General features: G+C 72.0%; 16 protein-coding genes. 11 read left to right on the forward strand and 5 right to left on the reverse strand.

Annotated features, from left to right (window positions below):
- Window positions 1–10: 10 nt before the first annotated feature.
- Window positions 11–1,624, reverse strand: coding sequence for a DivIVA domain-containing protein (locus tag GQQ93_RS09705; RefSeq protein WP_157424040.1), 1,614 nt, complete (start codon window positions 1,622–1,624; stop codon window positions 11–13).
- A 183-nt stretch (window positions 1,625–1,807) separates the two neighbouring features.
- Between GQQ93_RS09705 and GQQ93_RS09710 the strand changes: the two genes are divergently transcribed.
- Both GQQ93_RS09710 and GQQ93_RS09715 read left to right on the forward strand, forming a co-directional pair.
- A complete protein-coding gene (locus GQQ93_RS09710) occupies window positions 1,808–3,721 on the forward strand; it encodes a hypothetical protein (RefSeq protein WP_157424041.1) in 1,914 nt (637 codons plus the stop codon).
- A complete protein-coding gene (locus GQQ93_RS09715; protein ID WP_157424042.1) occupies window positions 3,718–4,665 on the forward strand; it encodes a tetratricopeptide repeat protein in 948 nt (315 codons plus the stop codon). Before GQQ93_RS09710 ends, GQQ93_RS09715 begins: the two co-directional genes overlap by 4 nt.
- A 91-nt stretch (window positions 4,666–4,756) precedes the next feature.
- Here GQQ93_RS09715 and glgB read toward each other — a convergent pair whose 3' ends face one another.
- Window positions 4,757–6,958, reverse strand: a complete 2,202-nt coding sequence (glgB, locus tag GQQ93_RS09720) for a 1,4-alpha-glucan branching protein GlgB (RefSeq protein ID WP_157424043.1) — start codon at window positions 6,956–6,958, stop codon at window positions 4,757–4,759.
- Entirely contained in the window at window positions 6,951–8,972 is a 2,022-nt protein-coding gene (locus GQQ93_RS09725) for an alpha-1,4-glucan--maltose-1-phosphate maltosyltransferase (protein ID WP_246192260.1), read from the reverse strand. The genes glgB and GQQ93_RS09725 overlap by 8 nt, the downstream gene beginning before the upstream one ends.
- An 86-nt stretch (window positions 8,973–9,058) precedes the next feature.
- On the opposite strand from GQQ93_RS09725, the gene glgP reads away from it, so the two are divergent.
- Window positions 9,059–11,638, forward strand: a complete 2,580-nt coding sequence (gene glgP / locus GQQ93_RS09730; RefSeq protein WP_157424045.1) for an alpha-glucan family phosphorylase — start codon at window positions 9,059–9,061, stop codon at window positions 11,636–11,638.
- Between the two features lie 24 nt (window positions 11,639–11,662).
- Here the strand turns inward: glgP and ybaK are convergent, their stop codons facing one another.
- Both ybaK and glgX read right to left on the reverse strand, forming a co-directional pair.
- Window positions 11,663–12,163 (reverse strand): Cys-tRNA(Pro) deacylase, encoded by a 501-nt coding sequence (gene ybaK, locus GQQ93_RS09735; RefSeq protein ID WP_157424046.1) that lies wholly within the window; start codon window positions 12,161–12,163, stop codon window positions 11,663–11,665.
- Window positions 12,163–14,256, reverse strand: coding sequence for a glycogen debranching protein GlgX (gene glgX, locus GQQ93_RS09740; RefSeq protein WP_157424047.1), 2,094 nt, complete (start codon window positions 14,254–14,256; stop codon window positions 12,163–12,165). The genes ybaK and glgX overlap by 1 nt, the downstream gene beginning before the upstream one ends.
- A gap of 99 nt (window positions 14,257–14,355) precedes the next feature.
- Here glgX and GQQ93_RS09745 point away from each other — a divergent pair, with 99 nt between their 5' ends.
- The 8 genes from GQQ93_RS09745 to GQQ93_RS09780 all read left to right on the forward strand — a co-directional run bounded on the left by GQQ93_RS09745 (window position 14,356) and on the right by GQQ93_RS09780 (window position 24,116).
- Window positions 14,356–15,609: a cysteine desulfurase family protein gene (locus GQQ93_RS09745; RefSeq protein ID WP_157424048.1), complete on the forward strand. Its 1,254-nt coding sequence runs from the start codon at window positions 14,356–14,358 to the stop codon at window positions 15,607–15,609.
- 140 nt (window positions 15,610–15,749) lie between these two features.
- The gene (locus GQQ93_RS09750; RefSeq protein ID WP_157424049.1) at window positions 15,750–16,280 is read left to right on the forward strand and encodes a DUF1269 domain-containing protein; all 531 of its coding nucleotides are present in this window, start codon (window positions 15,750–15,752) and stop codon (window positions 16,278–16,280) included.
- Window positions 16,281–16,341: 61 nt separating this feature from the next.
- On the forward strand, window positions 16,342–17,448 hold the full coding sequence (mnmA, locus tag GQQ93_RS09755; protein WP_157424244.1) for a tRNA 2-thiouridine(34) synthase MnmA: 1,107 nt from the start codon (window positions 16,342–16,344) through the stop codon (window positions 17,446–17,448).
- Window positions 17,449–17,494: 46 nt separating this feature from the next.
- Window positions 17,495–19,843, forward strand: a complete 2,349-nt coding sequence (gene ligA, locus GQQ93_RS09760) for an NAD-dependent DNA ligase LigA (RefSeq protein ID WP_157424050.1) — start codon at window positions 17,495–17,497, stop codon at window positions 19,841–19,843.
- A gap of 181 nt (window positions 19,844–20,024) precedes the next feature.
- Entirely contained in the window at window positions 20,025–20,324 is a 300-nt protein-coding gene (gatC, locus tag GQQ93_RS09765) for an Asp-tRNA(Asn)/Glu-tRNA(Gln) amidotransferase subunit GatC (RefSeq protein WP_022887882.1), read from the forward strand.
- Window positions 20,321–21,856: an Asp-tRNA(Asn)/Glu-tRNA(Gln) amidotransferase subunit GatA gene (gatA, locus tag GQQ93_RS09770; protein ID WP_157424051.1), complete on the forward strand. Its 1,536-nt coding sequence runs from the start codon at window positions 20,321–20,323 to the stop codon at window positions 21,854–21,856. Before gatC ends, gatA begins: the two co-directional genes overlap by 4 nt.
- Window positions 21,856–23,376 carry an Asp-tRNA(Asn)/Glu-tRNA(Gln) amidotransferase subunit GatB gene (gene gatB, locus GQQ93_RS09775; protein WP_157424052.1) on the forward strand — a complete coding sequence of 507 codons (1,521 nt, stop codon included), beginning with the start codon at window positions 21,856–21,858 and terminating at the stop codon, window positions 23,374–23,376. Before gatA ends, gatB begins: the two co-directional genes overlap by 1 nt.
- Window positions 23,377–23,492: 116 nt before the next feature.
- Window positions 23,493–24,116 carry a hypothetical protein gene (locus tag GQQ93_RS09780; protein WP_157424053.1) on the forward strand — a complete coding sequence of 208 codons (624 nt, stop codon included), beginning with the start codon at window positions 23,493–23,495 and terminating at the stop codon, window positions 24,114–24,116.
- Window positions 24,117–24,133: the final 17 nt, after the last annotated feature.

A 24,133-nucleotide genomic window follows, 5' to 3' on the forward strand; every position in this document is an offset into this window, starting at 1 on the left:
TCCAGCCGGACTACTTCGTGTCGGCCGCGATCTGCTCTGCCTGCGTCAGCACGCCGCGCAGGCTCTCGAAGTAGCCGGCGACCGCGTCGCGCTCGATCCTAATCTGCGAGAGCCGGTCCTCCGCGTCCGCCACGAGGGCGCGGGTGCGCTCTTCGGCGTCGGCGATGAGCTTGCGCGCCTGGTCATGCGCGGCGGCGATGCGCTCGCGCGCCTCTTCGTCGGCCTTGTCGCGCACCCCGGCGATCTCGGCGCGGACCTCGGTCTCGAGGCGCTCGGCCTCGGCGCGGCTCGAGGCCGTGCGTGCGACCGCCTCGGCGAGCTCGGCGTTGGCGTCGTCGAGGAACTGCTGGGTCTGGGCGACCGCCTCCTGGTGCGCGGTGAGACGCTCCTGCTCGGACTCGTCGCGCTTCGCGGTGAGCTCCGATTCGAGGTCGAGGTGCGCCTTCTCGATCTCGCGGCGCATACGGTTCACCTCGTGCGTCGTCTTCTTGCGCATCGCGGTGAGCTGGTTGTCGAGGTCGATCCGTGCCTGCTCGGACTCGGCGTCGAAGTCGGCGCGGGCCTGCTCCTGCTCGAGGGCGAGGTCGGCGCGCATCTGGTCGAGGTCGGCGGCGTGCTTCGCGCGGATGCGCTCGAGCTCGTGCTGGAGCTTCAGGCGTGCGGCCTCGGCCTCGCGCTCGAGGTCGACCTTGGCCTGCTCGCGCTGCTGGGCGAGTTCTGCCCGGCTGCCCTCGAGTTCGCGGTCGAGGTCGGCGCGGGCCTGCTCGAGCTCGTGCACGAGTGCGGCGCGGCGCTCGGTGATCTCGGCGTCGATGTCGGCGCGGGCCTCGGCCGACTCGCGGGCGAGGTCGAGCTTGGACTGCTCGGACTCGCGGGCGAGGTCGATGCGGGCCTGCTCGGTCTCCTTCGCGAGCTCGGCGCGGGCGCGGTCGAGCTCGATCGCGACCTCGGCACGCGTCTGCTCGGTCTCCTGGGTGAGCCCCGCCGCGGTCGCACGGGCCTCGCTCGCCTCGCTGTTCGCGGCGACGAGGATCTCGGAGGCCTTCCGCTCGGCCGCCGACACGAGCGCCGCCGACTCGCGCTTCGCGGTGGAGCGCAGCTCGGCGGTCTCGGTCGCGACGGCGCCGCGGATCGCCGCGGCGTCGCGCGCGGCGTCCTGACGGAGCTGCTCGCTCGTCTCGTGGGCGCGGGAGACCATGTCGTCGGCCTCGACGCGGGCGTTCTCGAGCACGCGGTTCGCCTGCGCGCGGGCCTCGGTGAGCGTGCGCTCGGCGAGTTCGTGCGCGTCGGAGCGCATGAGGTGCGACTCGTCCTCGGCGGCGCGGCGGAGCTTCTCCGCGTCGATGTCGGCCTGGGCGATGAGCCGGGTCGACTGCTCCTCGGCGACGCGCAGCGTGTTCTCGAGCTTGGTGCCGAGCCCCGAGAAGGTCGGGCTGCCGACCTCTTCGAGCTCCGCGGTGAGCTCCTCGATGCGCGCGAGCAGGCGCTTGTTCTCCTTCACCGAGTCGGACGACTGGTTGTTCGCGGTGATGATGTCACGACGAAGACCGTTGATGGCCTTGTCGACCTCGTCCTTGTCGTATCCGCGGAACACCTGTGTGAACTCGGTCTCTTCGACGGCCATGCTTCCTCCGGGTCGTGTCCCGCGTTTGTGGGGGCTCATGCGGGAATCGTTCCGATTGTACGGGGCTTCGGGATGCCGCGTGGCCCGGCCGCTGCCATCGTTCAATGAGGCGACTCACAGACTCAGCCGGTAGTGTGGAATGTCTTTGTCGGATGCCGCGTCGAGCGGCTTTGGAGGTTGTTCGTGCGCTTCGCCCTCGCAATCGTGGCCTTCGTCGCCGCGGCCGTGATGATCGGGCTCGGCATCGCCCAACGCACCGTGTTCATGGAAGCCGATCGGGTCTCGATGTCCGCGGAGTCCGACGGCGAGAGCGCGTTCATCGTGATCGGACCCGATGCGCTTGCCGCGAATCCCGGCAAGCAGGAGGTCTCCGTGTCTGGCGACGGCCCCATCTTCATCTCGTACGGCCGCACCACCGACATCGAGGCCTGGCTCGGTGAGATCCCCTACGAGTCGGTGCACTACGACGCCGAGGAGAAGGTGCTCGTGACCGAGACGGTGGAGGCGTCGTCGATCGACGAGCCCGCCGCGGAGACGCCGACCGAGGCTCCTGCGCCGACGGCGACTCCTGCGCCGACGGCGACCGCCGAGACCCCCGCCGCGAACGAGGCTGCGCCCGACCCCGAGGCGCTTGCCGCGGCGACCCCAATCGGGTCCGACCTCTGGCTCGACGAGTTCACGGGGGAGCGTTTCGTGACCACGACCATCGACGTCCCCGAGGGTATCTCCGTGCTCGTCGCCTCCGACGGGCTCTCGCCCGCACCTGCCCGCGTGACGCTCGACTGGCCGACCGACACGGCGACGCCGTGGGCCGGGCCGCTCATCGCGGGCGGCGCCCTCGTCTTCCTCGTGGGGCTCGCGCTGCTCGCGTCGGGATTCATACGGCATCGACGTTCGCGCGGCCCGCGTCGCAATCTTCCCAAGGGCTCGCGCGGGCGCCTCCCGAGCGCACCGAAGCCCACGCGGAACCAGGTCGGCGCCGGCGGGGGCCGACGTGCCATCGGACGCGCCAAGCGCGTCGCGATCGTACCGGCCCTCCTCGTCCCCGCCCTCGCGCTCTCCGCGTGCTCGGCCGACTACTGGCCGAGTTTCGACGGGGAGACCGCGCCCGCCACGACGGCACCGGCGACCCCGCTCGCGTCCGCAGAGCCCGAGGAGACGGTCGATCCCGATGCCCCGATCGTGGAACCCGCGGTGACGGTTCCGCAGATGGAGCGAATCATGCGGCGCCTCGCCGTCTTCACGGCCGGCATCGACGAGTCCCGCGGGTCCGCCGCCGCCGAAGAACGTTTCGTCGGGCCGCCGCTCGACGCCAGGGTCGCCAACTACGCGATCCGGGGCACGCTCCCGGACCACCCGCTCCCGCCCGCGATTCCTGCCGCGCCGGTGACGTTGACGCTGCCGCAGCAGTCAACGGGGTGGCCGCGCACGGTGCTCACGATCGCGAAGAACGCCGACGACGAGACGATCGCGCCGACCGCGCTCGTGCTCGTGCAGGAGACCCCGCGGGACAACTACCACGTGATCTCGCAGACCGCGCTGGTGCCCGACACCGATGTTCCCGAGGTTGCACCGGCCTCGATCGGGGCCCCGCCGATCTCGCCCGAGTACAAGGGGCTCGTGATGCCCACCGGTCAGGTCGCGGCGGCCTACGCCGACATCCTGCAGAACGGCGCCGAGAGCACCTTCGCTCCGATGTTCGCGCTCGACGACTCCGACCTCGACGAGGCGCTCAACGCCGCGAGCCGCAAGCAGGCGGCCCAGGCAGAGAACCCCACCGCGACGCTCACGGTGTCGACGGCTGCGGGCACGACGCCTCCGATCTCGTTCGGCACGATCGACGCCGGGGCGATCGTCGCGGTCGACGTGCTCCGCGGTGAGAAGAGCGTGCCCAACGACGGAGGCACCACTGGTTTCCAGGAGGGCGGCAGCGCCGCGGCGCTGTCGGGATTCACCGGGCAGAGTGCCAAGGGAGTGACGCGACGAAGCGGCATCCAACTGCTCTTCTACGTGCCCGGCGTCAGCGCCGGTGAGGACGCGCAGATCCAGCTCCTCGGCTGGTCCGAGAACCTCATCCAAGCATCGGAGGTCAAGTGACGAACCCGATCCCTCCCTCAGGAGCGGCCCTTCGCGGCGCCGTCGACCTGTCGGCGCTCGTGCAGCGGCAGCAGGCTTCCGCTGCGCCCGGCGGCGCGCACGCACCGTCCTCGGCCGACCGGATCGTCGTCGAGACGGACGACACCGGCTTCGGAGCCGTCCTCGAGCTCTCGCGCACGGTTCCCGTGGTCGTCGCGCTGTGGGCCTCGTGGAGCGAGCCGTCGCAGGCCCTCCTCGGCGTCCTCGAACGCCTGGTGCGTGCTCGGGACGGACGGTTGGTCCTCGCCGCGGCCGACGCCGATCGAAGCCCGCAGCTCGTGCAGGCGTTCCAGGCCCAGGCGATCCCGACCGTCGTGGCGCTCGTCGCTGGGCAGCCGGTGCCGCTCTTCGCAGGCGAGCAGCCCGACGACGTCATCTCGCAGCTCTTCGACCAGCTGCTCGAGCTCGGAGCCCAGCACGGCGTGTCGGGCCGGGTCGAACCGGGCGAGGGCGATGGCCAGGCCGACGCACCCGAACCGGTCGAGGCACCGCTGCCGCCGCTCCATCAGGAGGCCTACGAGGCGATCGAGCGACGCGACTACGAAGCGGCCGCTGCGGCGTACCGCACCGCCATCGCCCAAGACCCCCGTGACGCCCTGGCCGTCGCCGGGCTCGCGCAGGTGAACCTCCTCGGCCGACTCGCCGGCAAGACCCTCGACGAGATCCGCCAGGCGGCCGCCGCGGCGCCCGACGACCTCGCCGCACAGCTCGACGTCGTCGACCTCGACGTCTCGGGCGGCCACGTCGACGACGGGTTCGATCGGCTCCTCACGATGTTCCCCTCCCTCGACGCCGACGGGCAGAAGCTCGTGCGCGAACGGCTCGTCGAGCTGTTCGAGGTCGTCGGCACGGAGGATCCTCGGGTGGCGACGGCCCGCCGCCGTCTCGCGAGCCTGCTCTACTGAGTCGTCGCGAGCCGACGCCCGATGCGTCGGGTGACCGGCCGAGCCGTCGAGTCGCGAGGCGGGCGATGCCGGACGGGACCGCCCGCTCGCGTCACCGATCGAGCTCGAACCAGACTGCGCCGAGCGGCGGCAGCACGAAGCTCGCCGACGCGGCCCGCCCGGCCCACGGCACGGGTTCGGTCTCGACGCCGCCCGCGTTGCCGACGCCCGAGCCGCCGAACTCCGCAGCATCCGAATTCAGCACTTCGCGCAGGCGACCGGTGAACGGCAGGCCGAGCCGGAAGCCCTCGTGGGGTCGCCCGGCGAAGTTCACGATGCAGAGCAGCGGCCGTCGATCGCGGTCGAAGCGGAGGAACGCGAGCACGTTCTCGGCGGCGGCACCGCCCTCGACCCATTCGAAGCCCGCGGCATCGTCGTCGAGCTGCCACAGCGCGGCCGTGTCGCGGTAGCGCCGGTTCAGGGCGCCGACGAACTCGGCGAGCTGCCGGTGGCTCGGCTGATCGAGGATCCACCAGTCGAGGCCGCGCTCCTCGCTCCACTCGCTGAGCTGGCCGAACTCCTGGCCCATGAACAGCAACTGCTTGCCCGGGTGCGCCCACATGAACGCGAGGTAGGCGCGCACGTTGGCGAGCTGCTGCCAGTGGTCGCCGGGCATCTTGCGCACGAGCGAGCCCTTGCCGTGCACGACCTCGTCGTGCGAGATCGGCAGGATGAAGTGCTCGCTGAACGCGTAGGGGAACGAGAAGGTCAGTTCGTGGTGGTGATGCGAACGGTGCATCGGGTCGCGCTGCACGTATTCGAGCGAGTCGTGCATCCAGCCCATGTTCCACTTGTAGCCGAAGCCGAGGCCGCCCGAGTTCGTCGGTGCGGTGACCCCGGGCCACGACGTCGACTCCTCCGCGATCATGACGATGCCGGGGTTGCGCTTGTACGCGGTCGCGGTCGCCTCCTGGAGGAACCCGATCGCCTCGAGGTGCTCGCGCCCGCCGTGCACGTTCGGCAGCCATTCGCCTTCGTCGCGCGAGTAGTCGAGGTAGAGCATGGAGGCCACGGCGTCGACGCGGAGTCCGTCGACGTGCATCTCCTCGAGCCAGAACAGGGCGTTCGCGACGAGGAAGTTGCGCACCCGCGGGTTGCCGTAGTCGAAGACCAGGGTGCCCCAGTCCTTCTGCTCGCCGCGCCGGGGGTCGGCGTGCTCGTAGAGCGGTTCGCCGTCGAAGCGGGCGAGCGCCCACTCGTCCTTCGGGAAGTGCCCGGGCACCCAGTCCATGATCACGCCGATGCCGGCCTGATGCAGGCGGTCGATGAGGTATCTGAGGTCGTCGGGGGAGCCGAACCGGCTCGTCACGGCGTAGTAGCCGGTCACCTGGTAGCCCCATGAACCGCCGAACGGATGCTCCGCGAGGGGCATGAACTCGACGTGCGTGTAGCCCAGCCAGTCGAGGTACTCGATGAGCTCGTCGGCGATGTCGCGGTACCCCTTGCCGGGCCGCCACGAGCCGAGGTGCAGCTCGTAGATCGACATCGGGCGCTCGTGCGCGTTCGTCGCGGCGCGCCCCGACATCCAGTGCCCGTCGCCCCACTCGTGCGTGCCCACGTCGACGATCGAGGCGGTCGCCGGCGCCTGCTCGGCGCGCCGTGCCATCGGGTCGGCCTTCATGATCCACTCGCCGGCGCCGGTGAGGATCTCGAACTTGTAGCGTGCGCCCGGTTCGAGCTCGGGCACGAAGAGCTCCCAGACGCCGCTCGCGCCCATGCTGCGCATCGCGTGCCCGGCGCCGTCCCAGCGGTTGAAGTCGCCCACGACGCGCACCGCTCGCGCGCGCGGCGCCCAGACCGTGAACGCCGTGCCGTCGATCGCTCCCGAGACGCCCCAGTGCTCCCGGTGCCGAGCGCCGAGCGCGTGCCAGAGCTCCTCGTGGCGGCCCTCCCGGATCAGGTGGAGGTCGAGCTCCCCGATCGTCGGTGCGAAGCGGTACGGATCCTCCGCGTCCCACTCCCCGCCGTCCGCGTAGCGGGCGCGGATCCGATAATCGCTCGGGCCGAACGCGCCCGCGCCCGCCCAGATGCCGTGGCCGACGTGCTCCAGCGCCACGATCCCGCCGTCCGCGAGGATCGCGTCGACCGAGTCGGCGAGCGGCCGGCGGGTGCGGATCGCGGAGTAGGGGCCGGGTTCGCCCGCGCGTGCGAAGCCGTGCTGCCCGAGGACGGAGTGCGGGTCGGCGTGGCGTCCTTCGGCGACGGCGGCGAGCACTTCGTCGGCGACGGTCGGTGCGACGATCGGTTCAGGCATCGGGGGCCCTTCTCACGTGGAGGATGTGCGCGGGGCGGGTGAACGCGTCGAGCCGCACGTAGTTGGAGGCTCCCCACTCCCACTTCGCGCCGGTGACGAGGTCTTCCACCTCGAAGCGCGCGTCGTCGTCGAGTCCGATCGTCGCGAGATCGAGGTGCACCGTGGTCTCGCGGACCGAGTGGGGATCGACGTTGGCGACGACGATGATCGTGTCGTCGGCGCCGTCGGGCGTGAACCGGCCGTCGAGGTGCTTCGAGTACACGATCACGGAGTCGTCGTCGCTCGCGTGGAAGCGCAGGTTGCGGAGCTGGGCGAGCGCGGGATGCTCGGCGCGGACGCGGTTGAGGATCCCGAGGTAGAGCGCGAGCGAACGGCCGCCCGCCTCGGCCGCGGCGAAGTCGCGGGGCTTGTACTCGTACTTCTCGTTGTCGATCGCCTCCTCCGCGCCGGGGCGGGCGACCGACTCGAACAGCTCGAACCCCGAGTAGACGCCCCAGAGGGGCGCTGCGGTCGCCGCGATCGTGGCCCGTACGGTGAACGCGGCAGGCCCGCCGAACTGCAGATACTCGGTGAGGATGTCGGGGGTGTTCACGAAGAGGTTCGGGCGCATGAAGTCGGCGGTCTCCTGGGAGACGGAGGTGAGGAACTCCTCGAGTTCGGCCTTGGTGTTGCGCCAGGTGAAGTAGGAGTACGACTGCTGGAAGCCGACCATCGCGAGCGCCTGCATCATCGCAGGTCGGGTGAACGCCTCCGCGAGGAACACGACGCCCGGGTCCTCCGCGTTCACGGCGGCGATCAGCCGCTCCCAGAACACGAGGGGCTTCGTATGGGGGTTGTCGACGCGGAAGATGCGCACGCCCTGCTTCATCCAGTGCCGCACGACGCGCAGCACCTCCGCGAAGATGCCTTCGGGGTCGTCGTCGAAGTTCACCGGGTAGATGTCCTGGTACTTCTTCGGCGGGTTCTCCGCGTAGCGGATCGTGCCGTCGGGCAGCTGCGTGAACCAGTCGGGATGCTCGGCGACCCACGGGTGGTCGGGCGAGGCCTGGAGCGCGAGGTCGAGTGCGATCTCGAGATCGAGCGCGTTCGCCCGGCGCACGAACGCACGGAAGTCGGCGAGGGTGCCGAGATCGGGGTGCACGGCGTCGTGGCCGCCTGCGCCGCCGTCCTTCATCGGGCCGCCGATCGCCCACGGCGATCCGGGATCGTGCGGGCCGGGCGTCAGCGTATTGTTCGGGCCCTTGCGGTTCGTCACGCCGATGGGGTGGATCGGCGGCAGGTAGACGACGTCGAAGCCCATCGCGGCGACCGCGTCGAGGCGCTTCTGCGCCGAGCGGAACGTGCCGGATCTCCACGAGCCGTCCTTCAGGAGCCTGGCGCCTTCCGAACGCGGGAAGAACTCGTACCAGGCGCCGACGCCGGCGCGTCGACGCTCGACCAGGATCGTGTGCTCGGCCGAGTCGCTCGCGAGCCGTGCGAGCGGGCGGGCGTCGAACTCGTCGAAGACGGGGTCGTCGACGAGCGGGCGGCGATCGGCGACGGACGACCCGGGGTCGCGGAGCCGCCCGGCGAGCCCGGCGAGCCGGGTGCGCACGGCCTCCGGCCGCGCGGTCTCCGCGGCGGCGCGGTCGAGGAGCCGCGCCCCGATCTCGAACATGAGCAGAGTGTCGACGCCCGCGTCGATCTTCACGGCCGCGTCGTGGCGCCAGGTCGCGATCTCGTCGTCGAAGCCGGTGACGTGCCAGTGCCACTCGCCCAGCTCGTCGAGCCGTACGAGCGCCTCCCAGCGGTCGGTTCCGGGAGCCAGGGGCGACATGCGCGCGCGGCGCACCTCTCCCGACGGCGCGGTGATGACGAGCATCACGCCGACCCGGTCGTGGCCCTCGCGGAACACGGTCGCCCGGAACGGCACCACCTCGCCCTCGAACGCCTTCGGGTGCCAGCGGGGGTCGGGCACGGCCGGGGTGATCCGGGTCACGGGGATGCGGCCGGCGAGGGGAGAAGCGATGCTCACGTTCCGACCGTAGCGCGTCGCGCGCCGATCGAACCGCGCAGCACGCTGTTCACATGTTCGACACGGTGGCCTCATAGTCTGAGGGAGTGAAGTCGATCCGGAAGTTCACCGTCCGCGCCGTCGTCCCCGCCCGCCTCGGCGCACTCGAGGAGCTCGCGGCGAATCTCCGCTGGGCCTGGCACGAGCCGACCAGGCGGCTCTTCGAGCAGATCGACCCCGACGCGTGGGCGCGCTCGGAGCGCGACCCCGTCACCTTCCTCGGGGAGATCGATCCCTCGAAGCTCGAAGCCCTCGCGGGCGACGACGAGTACGTCGCCCGGGCCGATCGCGAACGCGACGCGCTGCGCGCCTACCTCGCCGAGCCGCGCTGGTACCAGGGGATCGACGGCGAGACCCCGCGACTCGTCGCCTACTTCTCGCCCGAGTACGGCATCGCCGCCGCACTGCCGCAGTACTCGGGCGGGCTCGGCATCCTCGCGGGCGACCACCTGAAGGCGGCCTCCGACCTCGGGGTGCCGATCGTCGCGGTCGGGCTCTTCTACAAGGCCGGCTACTTCTCCCAGTCGATCTCGTCCGACGGGTGGCAGCAGGAGCGGTACCCGGTGCAGGATCCCGACGGCCTGCCGCTCAGCGTGCTCCGGCGTCCCGACGGCAGCGCGGTGCAGATCTCGATCGCCCTGCCGGGCGGGGCGACGCTCGCGGCGCGGGTGTGGCGGGCCGCGGTCGGGCGGGTGACGCTGCTGCTCCTCGACACCGACGTCCCCGCGAACGCCGACGACATGCGGGGCGTCACCGACCGGCTCTACGGCGGCGGCAGCGAGCACCGCCTCCTGCAGGAGCTGCTGCTCGGCATCGGCGGCGTGCGCGCGATCCGTGCGTGGTCGGAGCTCACCGGCGCGTCGGCGCCCGAGGTGTTCCACATGAACGAGGGGCACGCCGGATTCCTCGGCCTCGAGCGGATCTCGAGCTACATCGGCGAGGGGCTCGGATTCGCCGAAGCGCTGCAGCTCGTGCGCGCGGGCACGGTGTTCACGACGCACACGCCGGTGCCCGCGGGCATCGACCGATTCGATCGCGCCCTCGTCGAGCGCTACGTCACGCCGGAGCTGCTCCCGGGCGTCGACCCCGCCGACGCGCTCGCGCTCGGCGTCGAGCCCGGAGCCGACCCCGCGACGAGCGCCTTCAACATGGCGATCATGGGGCTCCGTCTCGCCGGGCACGCCAACGGCGTCTCCGAGCTGCACGGTCGGGTGAGCCGGCGCATGTTCGGGTCGCTGTGGCCGGGCTTCGATCCCGAGGAGGTGCCGATCACCTCGATCACGAACGGCGTGCACGCGCCGACCTGGATCGACCCGGCGCTCACCGCGCTCGCCGAGCGCACCCTCGGCACCGACGACAGCGAGCACGCCGACTGGCTGAGCCCCGCGGTCGGCGACGCCGAGCTGTGGGCGGTCAAGCGGCAGATGCGCGAGCGGCTCGTCGGCGACGCCCGCCGACGTCTCGCGGCGGCCTTCGTCGAACAGCACCCCGGGGCATCCGCACCCGACTGGATCACCCGCGCGCTCGACCCCGACGCGCTCACGGTCGGCTTCGCCCGGCGCGTGCCGACCTACAAGCGGCTGACGCTCATGCTGCAGGACCCCGAACGTCTGACCGCGATCCTGACCGACCCCGAGCGGCCGGTGCAGTTCGTGATCGCCGGCAAGTCGCATCCCGCCGACGACGAGGGCAAGCGACTCATCCAGCAGCTCGTCCAGTTCGCGGCGCGACCCGAGCTGCGGGAGCGGATCGTGTTCCTGCCCGACTACGACATGGCGATGGCCGAGACCCTCTACCCGGGCTGCGACGTCTGGCTCAACAACCCGCTCCGCCCGCTCGAGGCGTGCGGCACCTCTGGCATGAAGGCCGCGATGAACGCCGCACTCAACCTGTCGATCCTCGACGGGTGGTGGGCCGAGTACGCGGCCGAGGACTACGGCTGGGTGATCCCGTCGGCCGATTCGGCCGGCGATGCCGGCGAACGCGACGCCCGCGAGGCGGCGGCGCTCTACGACCTCCTCGAGCACCGCATCGTGCCCGCGTTCTACGATCGGCCCGCCGTCGACCCGGTGCAGTCCGGCTACTTCGAGCGCGACGCCGACCGGGTCCCGGCCGAGTGGGTGCGGATGCTGCGCACCACCCTGACCCGTCTGGCGCCCGAGCTCGGGGCCGACCGCATGGTGCGCGACTACGTCGAGCGCCTGTATCGGCCGGCGGCCTCGCGGTTCGGGGCGATGGTCGCCGACGACGCACGGGCGGCACGCGGCTTCGCGGCCTGGGCGGCGAAGGTACGGGCGGCGTGGCCGCAGGTGGCGGTGCTGCATGTCGAGTCGGGCGGCCTCGACCAGCCCGCCGTCGGCGACGAACTGCACGTGCGCGCCGAGGTCGCGCTCGGCGGGCTCGACGCCGGTGACGTCGCCGTCGAGCTCGTCTCGGGCCGCAGCACGGCCGCCGACGTCCTCACCGATGCCGAGCGCACCCCGCTCGCCGCCGTCGGTGGGGGCAGCTGGGAGGGCACGGTGACGCTCGACCGGGCCGGCTCGTTCGGCTACACGGTGCGCGTGGTGCCCGCGCACCCGCTGCTCGCCGATCCGGCGGAACTCGGGCTCATCGCCGTCGCGGGCTGAGCCGCGCTGATCGGCCGTGCGGGTTCAGCGCTCGCGGGCGATCGCGGCGTATCGGCCGGCGGTGACCGCGAGAAGGTCGTCTGGCGCGAGTTCGAGGTCGAGGCCGCGGCGGCCGCCCGAGACGTAGATCGTCTCGCAGAGGATCGCCGACTCGTCGAGCACCGTGGGCGACGGCGTCTTCTGGCCGATGGGGCTGATGCCGCCGACGACGTAGCCGGTCCTGCGCTCGGCGACGCGCGGATCGGCCATCTCGGCGCGCTTTCCTCCGAGTGCGGCGGCGAGCGCCTTGAGGTCGAGCTGGCGGGCGACCGGCACGATGCCCACGGCGAGCTCGCCGTCGACCTGTGCGAGCAGCGTCTTGAAGACCCGTGCCGGATCGAGCCCGAGCTTCTCGGCGGCCTCGAGCCCGAACGCCTGGGCCCGCGGATCGTGCTCGTAGGCGAGGGCGGTGAACGCGATCCCCGCCCGGGCGAGGGCGAGGGTGGCTGGCGTGCCGGCCGAGGAGGCCTCCGCGCGTCTGGCCATCACGCGTCGCCCTCGGCGCGGAACAAGCGCATCGACGGGCCGGTGATCGCCATGCGGTCCCCGGGGGCGAGCATCGTCGGCCGGTCGTCGCCGTCGGCGACGCCCGCGGGCGACTCCTCGGCCGAGTCCCAGAGGAGGGTGTAGCCGCTGACGCCCGCCGCACTGGGCAGCACGACCTCGACCTCGGTCTCGCGAGCGTGCACGACGAGGAGGATGCGGTTGAACGCCTCGGTCTCGGGGGTCGACGCGGCGAGGTACTGGAGGGTGCGCTCGGCGGGCGAGTTCCAGTCGTCGGCGTCCATGGTGTCGCCGTCGGCGTTGAACCAGTCCATCTGCGAGGCGCTCGGGATTCGCTCGCCGAGGCGGCCGAAGCGGATCGGGCGGAGCGCGGGGTTCTCGGCGCGCAGGCGCAGCAGGTGCCTCGTTGTCGCGAGCAGCTCGTCGCCGTGGCGCGGGCGCTCCTCGGCGGCCCATGCCAGCCAGGTGAGCGGCGAGTCGTGGCAGTACGCGTTGTTGTTGCCCCGCTGCGTGCGCCCGAACTCGTCGCCCGCGGTGAGCATGGGCACGCCGGCCGAGAGCAGCAGGGTGCCGAGCAGGTTCCGGATGCTGCGCCGTCGCGCCGCACGGATCCCCGGGTCCTGCGCCTCGCCTTCGACGCCGTGGTTGTACGAGTTGTTGTTGTCGGTCCCGTCGCGATTCTGCTCCCCGTTGCCGAGGTTGTGCTTGACGTCGAAGGCCGTCAGGTCGGCGAGGGTGAAGCCGTCGTGCGCGGTCACGAAGTTGAGGCTCGCGAGCGGCCCCCGTTCCTGCGAGAACGTGTTCGATGAACCGGCGAGACGGGTGGCGAATCGGCCGATGCCGCTGCCGGCCGAGCCCGTCTCGCGCTCGCGGCGCAGGTCGCCGAGCCAGAAGTCGCGCATGCGGTCGCGGTAGCGGTCGTTCCACTCGGTGAAGCCCGCAGGGAAGTTGCCGGTCTGCCAGCCGCCGGGGCCGACGTCCCACGGTTCGGCGATGAGCTTCGTCGTGCGAAGCACCGGGTCGGCGAGCATGCGCTGCAGCAGCGGATGCTCGGGGGTGTAACCGCCGTGGTCGTCGCGGCCGAGGGTCGCGGCGAGGTCGAGGCGGAACCCGTCGACCTGCAGCTCTTCGGCGAAGCAGCGCATCGAGTCGAGCACGAGTCGTACCGGCGCCTCGCGCCCGAAGTCGAGGGTGTTGCCGCAGCCCGTCGTGTCGACGTAGCGGCCGTGGGCGTCGTGCCGGTAGTAGCTCGCGTTGTCGATGCCGCGGAAGCTGTACGTCGGCCCCTGCCGGCCCTCCTCGGCGGTGTGGTTGTAGACGACATCGAGCACGACCTCGAGGCCCGCCTCGTGCAGGCGCCGCACCATGCTCGCGAACTCGCGCCGCACCGCGTGCGCCCCCTCGGCCTGCGCCGAGGCGCTCGCATAGGGCGCGTGCGCGGCGAAGAAGGCGAGCGTGTTGTAGCCCCAGGCGTTCGACCGCCCCTGGCGCACCAGGCGCTGCTCGGAGACGAAGGCGTGCACCGGCAGCAGCTCGACGGTCGTGACCCCGAGGCCGGTCAGGTACTCGAGCGACGCGTCGTGGGCGAGGCCCGCGTATGTGCCGCGCAGCGGCTCGGGAACGGCCTCGTTGAGCTTCGAGAAGCCGCGCACGTGGGTCTCGTAGACGACCGTCCGGTCGAGCGGCACCAGCGGCTTCGACACGCCGCCCCAGTCGAAACCCGACTCCTCGAGCCCGCCGAGCACGACACCGCGCCACGACCCGTCGTCGGCGCGGGCGAGCCCGCGCGCGTACGGATCGAGCAGCGTGTGCACGGGGTTGAAGGCGTGGTCGGAATGGGCCGGCCCGTCGACCCGGAGTCCGTAGTGCGCGCCGGCGACGAGCCGCGCCGACCGGCCCGACCAGACGCCGTTCCCGTCGCGCTCGAGCGGCGTGCGTTCGACCGCCCAGTCGAGGTCGTCGGGATCGAACACGACGAGGTCGATCGCACTCGCATGCTCGGACCAGACGCGGACCCGCCCGCCGTCGCCGTCGGCGCGGACGCCCAGGTCGGCGAGGGCATCGGGCACTGGCATGCGTTCTACAGTAGTTCTTGCGGGCGATCGGCCTGCAAGCGCGTGCAGGCGGCGCGCCGGAGCATCCCGCCTCATCGTTCGAAGCTCTCGGGAGGGTGCATGGTCTATCTCGACCACGCGGCGACCACGCCGATGCTGCCCGAGGCGATCGAGGCGCTGACCGCCGCGCTCGCCGTGGTCGGCAACCCCGCCTCGATACACAGCGCGGGCCAGCAGGCGAAGCGGCTGCTCGAGGAGTCGCGCGAGCAGATCGCCGCGACCCTCGGCGCCGACGGCATCGAGATCGTGTTCACGGGCAACGGCACCGAAGCGGTGAACCTCGCGATCAAGGGCCTCTGGTGGCAGCGGCGAGCGGCGATGCCCACGGGCGCCGAGCCGGCCGGTGCCGCACGGCCGCGCATCCTCGTGCCCGCCGGAGAGCACCACGCCACGATCGACGCCGTCGAGTGGCTCGCCGTGCACGAGGGCGCCGAGGTCGTCGAACTCCCGATCGACGAGGTGGGCCGGGTGCGGCTCGACGTGCTCGCCGACGAGCTCGCGCGCGACGCGTCGTCCGTCGCGCTCGTCACGATGCTCTGGGCGAACAACGAGGTCGGCACCATTCAGCCGGTCGACGAGGTGGCGCGCCTGACCGCGCGGGCCGGCGTGCCGCTGCACATCGACGCGATCGCCGCCTACGGGCAGGTGCCGATCGACTTCCACGCCCTCCGTCGGGCCACCGAGGCGCCGCGTGGCGGCGGGCTCGTGGCGCTCAGCGTCTCGGCGCACAAGATCGGCGGGCCGGCCGGCATCGGCGCGCTCGTCCTCGACCGCTCGGCGGCGGTCGAGCCGCTCATCCACGGCGGTGGGCAGCAGCGCAAGGTGCGCTCCGGCACGCAGGACGTGGCGGCCGCCGCCTCGTTCGCGGCGGCGGCCGGGGTGGCGGCGTCACGGCTCGGCGACGACGCGGCGCGGATGTCGGCGCTTCGCGACCGGCTCGTCGCGGGGGTCGCGGCGGCCGTGCCCGAGGCGCGCCTGTCGGGCGACGTCGGCCCCGGGGCATCCGTTCGCCTGCCGGGCAACGCGCACTTCTCGTTCCCGGGCTGCGAGGGCGATTCGCTGCTCTTCCTCCTCGATGCGGCCGGAGTCGCCGTCTCGACCGGCTCGGCCTGCCAGGCCGGCGTGCCCGAGCCCTCGCACGTGCTCATCGCGATGGGTCGCAGCGAGGCCGATGCCCGCGGCGCGCTGCGCATCACGATCGGGCACACCTCGACCGACGCCGACGTCGACGCGTTCCTCGCGGCGCTGCCCGCGGCGCACGCGCAGGCCGCGAAGGCCGGCCTCGCGGCTCGGGCGACCTCGTTCGACCGCTGAGCCGCCGTCGGTGTTCCGGCGCCCCCGCGTCACCTGAATCGAGTGATGGACACCGTGCGGCGCCTCGCCGTAGGCTGCGGCCAACAGTCGCACGCAGTCCAGTCGGCATCGGGGCCGCTGGCGAGAACGGGGGTCGTGAGATGGCTGATCAGCAGTATGCGGCGATCGCAGCACAGTACGAGGACGAAGCAGGGGCGTCGGCCGACTTCGCCGAGGTCGCCGCGCATTTCAGAGAATCGGACCACAAGCACGAGTCGTTCGACGCCGCGCTGATCCGCCGAGGTCTGGGCGGCGAGCTCACCGTGGTCGAGCGCGAGTACAGCGGCAAGCACCATGGCACCAAGACGGGACTGGCAGTCGGCCTCGCCACGGGTCTCGCCGTGGCGCTGTTCCCCGCCGTCGCGCTCGGCGGCGCGCTCGTGGTCGCCGGCGGCTCGGGGGCCGGGATCGGCGCGATCGCCGGACACCTCGCACGCAAGTCGCCGTCGAAGGACCTCGAGGCGATCAGCGAGACGCTGGACGCCGGCAGCGCGGGGATCGTGGTCGTCGTCGACCCCGCCGACGCCGATGAGGTCGAGACCCTGCTGGCGAAGGCGGCGAAGGTGACCAGGAAAGACCTCGCCGTCGACCGCGACGAGCTCGACGACGAGGTCGACGAAGCGTACGAGTGAGCCCACGGGGCATCCGTTCAGCCGGGCTGCCTACACTGGAGGGGTGAAGGTTCTCGCAGCGATGAGCGGCGGCGTCGACAGCGCCGTCGCTGCTGCGCGCGCCGTGGAGGCAGGCCACGAGGTCGTCGGCGTGCATCTCGCGCTCAGCCGCATGCCCGGCACGCTCCGCACCGGCAGCCGCGGCTGCTGCACCATCGAGGACTCGATGGACGCGCAGCGCGCCGCCAACGTGCTCGGCATCCCGTACTACGTGTGGGACTTCTCCGAGCGGTTCAAGGCCGACGTCGTCGACGACTTCATCGCCGAGTACTCGGCGGGGCGCACGCCGAACCCCTGCATGCGCTGCAACGAGCGCATCAAGTTCGCCGCCCTGCTCGAGAAGGCGCTCGCGCTCGGCTTCGACGCCGTCGCGACGGGCCACTACGCGAAGGTCGTCACCGGCGACTCGGGCGCGCTCGAGCTGCACCGCGCGAACGCGGAGTCGAAAGACCAGTCGTACGTGCTCGGGGTGCTCACGGCCGAGCAGCTCGCCCACGCCTATTTCCCGCTCGGCGACACCGCCTCGAAGCAGCTCGTGCGCGCCGAAGCGGCCGAGCGCGGGCTCAGCGTCGCGCAGAAGCCCGACTCCTACGACATCTGCTTCATCCCCGACGGCGACACGAAGGGCTGGCTCGCCGAGCGCGTCGGCACCGAGACGGGCGACATCATCGACCGCTCGGGCGCGGTCGTCGGCTCGCACGAGGGCGCCCACGCGTTCACCGTCGGCCAGCGACGCGGCATGCGCCTCGGCACGCCCGCGGCCGACGGCAAGCCGCGATTCGTGCTCGAGGTCCGTCCGAAGGAGAACACGGTCGTCGTCGGACCGAAGGAGGCGCTCGCGATCGGCCTCATCGCCGGAGCGCGGTACTCCTGGGCCGGCCTCGGCCCCGTGGCATCCGGTCTCGTGACCGCCGACGGCGAGGCGTTCGACTGCGAGGTGCAGATCAGGGCGCACGCCGACCCCGTGCCGGCGTCGGCCGTGCTCGACGGCGGCGAGCTCGTCGTCACCCCGGTGCAGCCGCTCGACGGCGTGGCGCCCGGCCAGACCGCAGTGATCTACGTCGGCACGCGCGTGCTCGGCCAGTTCACCATCGACCGCACCGTCAGCGCGGTGCCGGTCGAGGCGTAGCCCGTCGTCCGACCCGGCTGTCGGGGGCGCCTCATATGATGGCGATGTGAGCGAGACCCCCGCCGAGAACGACCTTCCGACCGATTTCGCAGCGGCTCGCGCCGAAGCCGACGCGCTCACGGCGCGCATCGAGGGCGCGCGGCTCGCGTACTACGGCGACGGCGATTCGCCGCTCTCCGACGCCGAGTACGACCTCGCGTTCCACCGCCTCGAAGCGCTCGAGCGCGCGTTCCCCGAACTCGCCGGCCAAGACAGCCCCACCCAGCAGGTGGGCGCGGCGGTGGCCTCGGCCGGGTTCCCCGAGCACGAGCACGCCGAGCGCATGCTGAGCCTCGACAACGTCTTCTCGATCGACGAGTTCCGCGAGTGGGCGGCGAAGGCGCAGTCCGCGGCCGGGCGGCCCGTGCACTGGCTCTCCGAGCTCAAGATCGACGGCCTCGCGATCAGCCTCGCCTACCGCGACGGCGTGCTCGAGACCGCGACGACGCGCGGCGACGGCCGGGTCGGCGAAGACATCACCGAGAACGTCGACCTCATCCCCGTGATCCCGCGCCGGCTCGAGGGCTCGGGGTATCCGGCCTTCTTCGAGGTGCGCGGCGAGGTGTTCCTGCGCACCGTCGATTTCGAGGCGCTGAACGACCGCCAGCACGCGCTGCAGGCCGCGTTCGAGGCCGACTGGCGCGCGAAGGGCCGGCCGGCCGACGCCGTGCCGACGCGGTACCCCGAGTTCGCGAACGCCCGCAACACCGCGGCGGGCAGCATCCGTCAGCGGCGCGAGAAGAAGAGCGAGTTCGAGCTCTCGCTCATGCGAGAGCGGCTCGGCCGGCTCTCGCTCTACCTGCACGGCATCGGCGCGTGGGCCGACCCCGAGGTGCGGGCGCAATCCGAGATCTACGGGCTGCTCGCCTCCTGGGGGCTCCCCGTGTCGCCGCACTCGCGCGTGTTCTCCTCGGTCGACGAGGTCGCCGACTACATCGTCGATCGGGGCGAGCACCGCCACGACGTCGAGCACGAGATCGACGGCATCGTCGTGAAGATCGACGAGCTCGAGCTCCACGCCGAGCTCGGCGCGACGAGCCGGGCGCCGCGTTGGGCGATCGCCTACAAGTACCCGCCAGAAGAGGTGCACACGACGCTCCTCGACATCGTGGTCGGCGTCGGTCGCACCGGGCGCGCCACCCCCTACGCGGTGATGGAGCCGGTGAAGGTCGCGGGTTCGACCGTTCGCCAGGCGACCCTGCACAACCAGCAGGTGGTGCGCGCCAAGGGCGTGCTCATCGGCGACACGGTCGTGCTCCGCAAGGCGGGCGACGTGATCCCCGAGATCCTCGGCGCGGTCGAGCAGTTGCGCGACGGCAGCGAGGTCGAGTGGCACATGCCCGAACGCTGCCCAGAGTGCGGCACGCCCCTGCGTGCCATGAAAGAGGGCGACATCGACCTGCGCTGCCCGAACGCGAGGTCGTGCCCGGCGCAGGTGCGAGGCCGTGTCGAGCACATCGGCTCGCGCGGCGGGCTCGACATCGAGGCGCTCGGCGAGGTCACCGCCGCGGCGCTCACCCAGCCCTCAGTGCCCGCCGAGCCGCCGCTCGCGACCGAGGCGCGGCTCTTCGACCTGACCCTCGACGAGCTCGTGCCCATCGAGGTCGTCGTGCGCGACGCCGAGACCGGCGAATCGAAGATCGACGAGGCGAGCGGCGAACCCGTCAGGCGCGCTCCGTTCCAGAAGGTGCGCATCACGTATCCGCCCGGCACCGAGCAGCTGACGCCGGCCGAACGTCGTGCGGCCGGGGTGAAGAAGGACTTCCGCGAGGTGCGTCCGTCCGAGGCGGCGACGAAACTCCTCGCCGAGCTCGAGAAGGCGAAGACGAAGCCGCTCTGGCGCCTGATCGTCTCCCTCAACATCCGTCACGTCGGCCCGGTCGCGGCGCGCGCGCTCGCCGACTGGTTCGGCTCGCTCGACGCCGTCAGTGCGGCCTCGCGCGACGAGCTCGCCGAGGTCGACGGCGTCGGGGGCATCATCGCCGATTCGCTGATCGACTGGTTCGGCATCGACTGGCACGTCGAGATCGTCGACCGGTGGACGGCGGCGGGCGTGCAGTGGGCGACCCCGGGGCATCCCGGGCCGGGCGCGGCGGCCGCGGCAGGCGGCGTGCTCGCGGGCCTGACCGTCGTCGCGACGGGCAGCCTCGACGGGTTCACCCGTGATGGCGCCCAGGAGGCGATCATCGCCGCCGGCGGCAAGGCGGCATCGAGCGTCTCGAAGAAGACCGATTTCGTCGCGGCCGGCCCCGGTGCCGGCTCCAAGCTCGCGAAGGCCGAGGAGCTCGGCATCCGGGTGCTCGACGCGGCGCAGTTCGCCGTGCTGGTGACCGAAGGGCCGGCGGCGCTCGACTGAACGGTGATCGAACCGGGCCGGGGGAGCAGGGGGAGATGGCGAGCGAAGGCGCGACCCGTCCCGACGAATCGCGCTCCGAGGCCGACGCCGACGCGCTCGAGGTGCTCGAGCGGCACGGGCACGGGTCTTCGGCGCACCCCGATAGAATCGTTGGATTCCCACCACGAGACGACGGAGCAGCATGTCCGAAATCAGTGCGGAGCAGGTCGCGCATCTCGCGAACCTCGCACGTATCGCGCTCACCGACGAAGAGATCGGGCACTTGACGACCGAACTCGCCCAGATCATGCACGCGGTCGAGAAGGTGAGCGAGGTTGCCACGCCCGACGTGCCGCCGACGAGCCACCCGATCCCGATGCAGAACGTGTACCGCGACGACGTCGTCGGCAACACGCTGACCGCGGAGGAGGCGCTCTCGGGCGCCCCCGAGTCCGACGGCTCGCGCTTCGTGGTCACGGCGATCCTGGGAGAAGAGCAGTGAGCGACGAGCTGATCCGCCTGACCGCCGCCGAACTCGGCGAGAAGCTCGCCGCGGGCGACGTCTCCTCGGTCGAGGCGACGCGTGCGCACCTCGACCGCATCGCCGCCGTCGACGGCGCGGTGCACGCCTTCCTGCACGTCGACGGCGAGCGCGCCGTCGAGACGGCCGCCGACATCGACCGGCGTCGCGCCGCGGGCGAGGCCCTCGGCCCGCTCGCCGGCGTGCCGATCGCCATCAAGGACGTGCTGGTCACGAAGGGCATGCCCTCGACCTCGGGCTCCCGCATCCTCGAGGGGTGGATCCCGCCCTACGACGCCACCCCGGTCACGAAGGTCCGCGCTGCGGGACTCGTCCCGCTCGGCAAGACCAACATGGACGAGTTCGCGATGGGCTCCTCGACCGAGCACTCGGCCTACGGGCCGACCCACAACCCGTGGGACCTCGACCGCATCCCCGGCGGCTCCGGCGGCGGCTCGGCCGCATCGGTCGCCGCGTTCGAGGCGCCGCTCGCGCTCGGCAGCGACACCGGCGGCTCGATCCGCCAGCCCGCGCACGTCACCGGCACCGTCGGCGTGAAGCCGACCTACGGCGCCGTCAGCCGCTACGGCTCGATCGCCCTGGCGTCGAGCCTCGACCAGATCGGCCCGGTCACCCGCACCGTGCTCGACGCGGCGCTGCTGCACGACGTCATCGCCGGGCACGACCCGCTCGACTCGACCTCGCTGAACATGGCCTGGCCGTCGATGGCCGAGGCCGTCAGGCGGGCGGATGTCTCGGGCCTCCGCATCGGCGTCATCACGGAGCTCGACGGCGAGGGCTTCCAGCCCGGCGTCCGCCAGCGCTTCCACGAGGCGCTCGAGCTCCTCGAGCGCAACGGCGCCGAGATCGTCGAGGTCAGCGCCCCCCACTTCGAGTACTCGATCGCCGCGTACTACCTGATCCTGCCGGCCGAGGCCTCGTCGAACCTCGCGAAGTTCGACTCGGTGCGGTTCGGCCTGCGGGTCACGCCCGACGGCGCCGGCACGGTCGAGCAGGTCATGGCCGCGACGCGCGAGGCGGGCTTCGGCCCCGAGGTGAAGCGCCGCATCATCCTCGGCACCTACGCGCTCTCCGCCGGCTACTACGACGCGTACTACGGCAGCGCCCAGAAGGTGCGCACGCTCGTGCAGCGCGACTTCGACGCCGCGTTCGCGAAGGTCGACGTGCTCGCCTCGCCGACCGCGCCGACCACGGCGTTCAAGTTCGGCGAGAAGCTGGCCGACCCGGTCTCGATGTACCTCAACGACATCGCGACCATCCCGGCGAACCTCGCCGGTGTGCCGGGCATCTCGGTGCCGACCGGCCTCGCCCCCGAAGACGGCCTGCCCGTGGGCATCCAGTTCCTCGCGCCGGCTCGCGAGGACGCCCGCCTCTACAACGTCGGCGGCGCGCTCGAGCAGCTGCTCGTCGCCGAGTGGGGCGGCCCGCTGCTGGGCAAGGCCCCCGACCTGACCGCACACGAGCTCTTCGCGACCGAGGAAGGCGCACTCTGATGGCCCGCGCTGAACTGATGGACTTCGACCAGGCCCTCGAGCTCTTCGAGCCGGTGATCGGCCTCGAGGTGCACGTCGAGCTGAACACGACGACGAAGATGTTCTCGTCGGCGCCGAACCCGGCGAACTCCGCGTTCCACGGCGCCGAGCCGAACACGCTCGTCTCGCCGGTGTGCCTGGGGCTCCCGGGGTCGCTGCCGGTCGTGAACGGCGACGCCGTGCGCAAGTCGATCTCGCTGGGTCTCGCACTCGGCTGCTCGATCGCCGAGTCGAGCCGCTTCGCACGCAAGAACTACTTCTACCCCGATCTCGCGAAGAACTACCAGATCTCGCAGTACGACGAGCCGATCGCCTTCGACGGCGAGCTCGAGGTCGAGATCGAGGGCGGCAAGACGTTCATGATCCCGATCGAGCGCGCACACATGGAGGAGGACGCCGGCAAGCTCACGCACGTCGGCGGTTCGACCGGCCGCATCCAGGGCGCCGAGTACTCGCTCGTCGACTACAACCGCGCGGGTGTGCCGCTCGTCGAGATCGTCACGCGTCCGATCTTCGGCGCCGAAGCGGATGCCCCGGCGCTCGCGAAGGCGTACGTCGCGACGATCCGGGACATCGCGATCGCCCTCGGCATCTCCGAGGCGCGCATGGAGCGCGGCAACCTTCGCTGCGACGCGAACGTCTCGCTGCGCCCGCGCGGCCAGGAGAAGCTCGGCACCCGCACCGAGACGAAGAACGTGAACTCGTTCCGTTCGATCGAGCGCGCGGTGCGCTACGAGATCCAGCGGCAGGCGGCGATCCTCGCCAAGGGCGGCACGATCACGCAGGAGACCCGGCACTGGCACGAGGACACCGGTGCGACGAGCGCCGGTCGTCCGAAGTCCGACGCCGACGACTACCGCTACTTCCCCGAGCCCGACCTCGTGCCCGTGGTGCCGTCGGCCGAGCTGATCGAAGAGCTGCGCGCGGCCCTGCCCGAGGCGCCGGCCGCACGTCGGCGTCGCCTGAAGGGCGAGTGGGGCTTCACCGACCTCGAGTTCCAGGACGTCGCGAACAGCGGCCTCCTCAACGAGGTCGCCGAGACGGTCGCCGCCGGCGCTTCGCCCGCGGCCGCGCGCAAGTGGTGGACGGGTGAGCTCACGCGCCTCGCGAACGCGTCGGAGCGCGACGTGGTCGAACTGGCCACGCCCGCGCAGGTCGCCGAGCTCGCGGCGCTCGTCGACGCCGGCACGCTCACCGATCGCCTCGCCCGCCAGGTGCTCGAGGGCGTCGTCGCCGGCGAGGGTTCGCCGCAGCAGATCGTCGACGCCCGCGGCCTCGCCGTCGTCTCCGACGATGGAGCGCTCATCGCCGCGATCGACCAGGCGCTCGCCTCGCAGCCCGACGTGCTCGCGAAGATCCGCGACGGCAAGGTCCAGGCCGCCGGCGCGGTGATCGGCGCCGTCATGAAGGCGATGCAGGGCAAGGCCGACGCGGCTCGCGTGCGCGAGCTCGTGCTCGAGCGCGCGGCCGCGGTCGAGTAGCGGTCGACACCCGTCGAGCGCAGAGCCGGGCAGGACGGTCGCGTCCGCCCGGCTCTCAGCCGTTTCCGGGGGAAGGTCGAGAGAATCGAACTCCCTTCACGATCAGCGAGGACACCATGGGATTCTTCGACCGGCTCTTCGGCGCACCCGAACAGCCCGCACCGCGGCAGGCACCGCCCGCCAGACGGCTCGACGATGACGAACTCGCGCTCGAGCGCTATCGCTACCTGCTGCGCACCGCTCCGCCCGAGTCGATCGAGCAGGTGCACGCCGAGGCCTTCGCGAAGCTGACGCCCGAGCAGCGGTCGGCCGTCTACCGCTCCCTCGCCGAGCAGGCACCCGCGGGGGAGCGACTCGTCTCCGACGAGCCGTCGGCCCTCGCCCGCGCGGCGACCCGCGCCGAGCTCCGCGCGCCCGGCAGCATGGAGCGGGCGTTCCGAGGGGCGGATGCCGGCGGCGCACGCGCCGGCCAGGCCGGCCCCTCCTTCGGTCAGATGTTCGGCGGTTCGCTGCTCGGCTCGATCGCGGGCGTCGTCGTCGGCTCGGCGATCGCGCAGGCGCTGCTGCCCGATCCATCGGCGTTCGAGGCCGGCGGCGCCGATCAGGGCGCCGACGGCTCGGCGGGCGCAGGTGCGAGCGAGGCCTCGGCCGACGCAGGTTCCGACTCCGGTGGCGATTTCGGCGGGTTCGGCGACTTCGGCGGGGGCGACTTCGGCGGCGGCGGCGACTTCGGGTTCTAGCCGCGTCGCCGTGGCCG

It is taken from the genome of Agromyces lapidis, assembly GCF_009749405.1.
Taxonomy (GTDB): Bacteria; Actinomycetota; Actinomycetes; order Actinomycetales; family Microbacteriaceae; genus Agromyces; species Agromyces lapidis.

Bases quoted from the DNA above. Each gene is read 5' to 3' on its own strand.
- ybaK (WP_157424046.1), bottom strand. From the start codon at position 12,163: ATGGCCAGACGCGCGGAGGCCTCCTCGGCCGGCACGCCAGCCACCCTC.
- GQQ93_RS09780 (WP_157424053.1), top strand. From the start codon at position 23,493: ATGGGATTCTTCGACCGGCTCTTCGGCGCACCCGAACAGCCCGCACCG.
- gatC (WP_022887882.1), top strand. From the start codon at position 20,025: ATGTCCGAAATCAGTGCGGAGCAGGTCGCGCATCTCGCGAACCTCGCA.
- GQQ93_RS09745 (WP_157424048.1), top strand. From the start codon at position 14,356: ATGGTCTATCTCGACCACGCGGCGACCACGCCGATGCTGCCCGAGGCG.
- mnmA (WP_157424244.1), top strand. From the start codon at position 16,342: ATGAGCGGCGGCGTCGACAGCGCCGTCGCTGCTGCGCGCGCCGTGGAG.
- GQQ93_RS09705 (WP_157424040.1), bottom strand. From the start codon at position 1,624: ATGGCCGTCGAAGAGACCGAGTTCACACAGGTGTTCCGCGGATACGAC.
- GQQ93_RS09750 (WP_157424049.1), top strand. From the start codon at position 15,750: ATGGCTGATCAGCAGTATGCGGCGATCGCAGCACAGTACGAGGACGAA.
- glgX (WP_157424047.1), bottom strand. From the start codon at position 14,256: ATGCCAGTGCCCGATGCCCTCGCCGACCTGGGCGTCCGCGCCGACGGC.
- gatB (WP_157424052.1), top strand. From the start codon at position 21,856: ATGGCCCGCGCTGAACTGATGGACTTCGACCAGGCCCTCGAGCTCTTC.
- glgB (WP_157424043.1), bottom strand. From the start codon at position 6,958: ATGCCTGAACCGATCGTCGCACCGACCGTCGCCGACGAAGTGCTCGCC.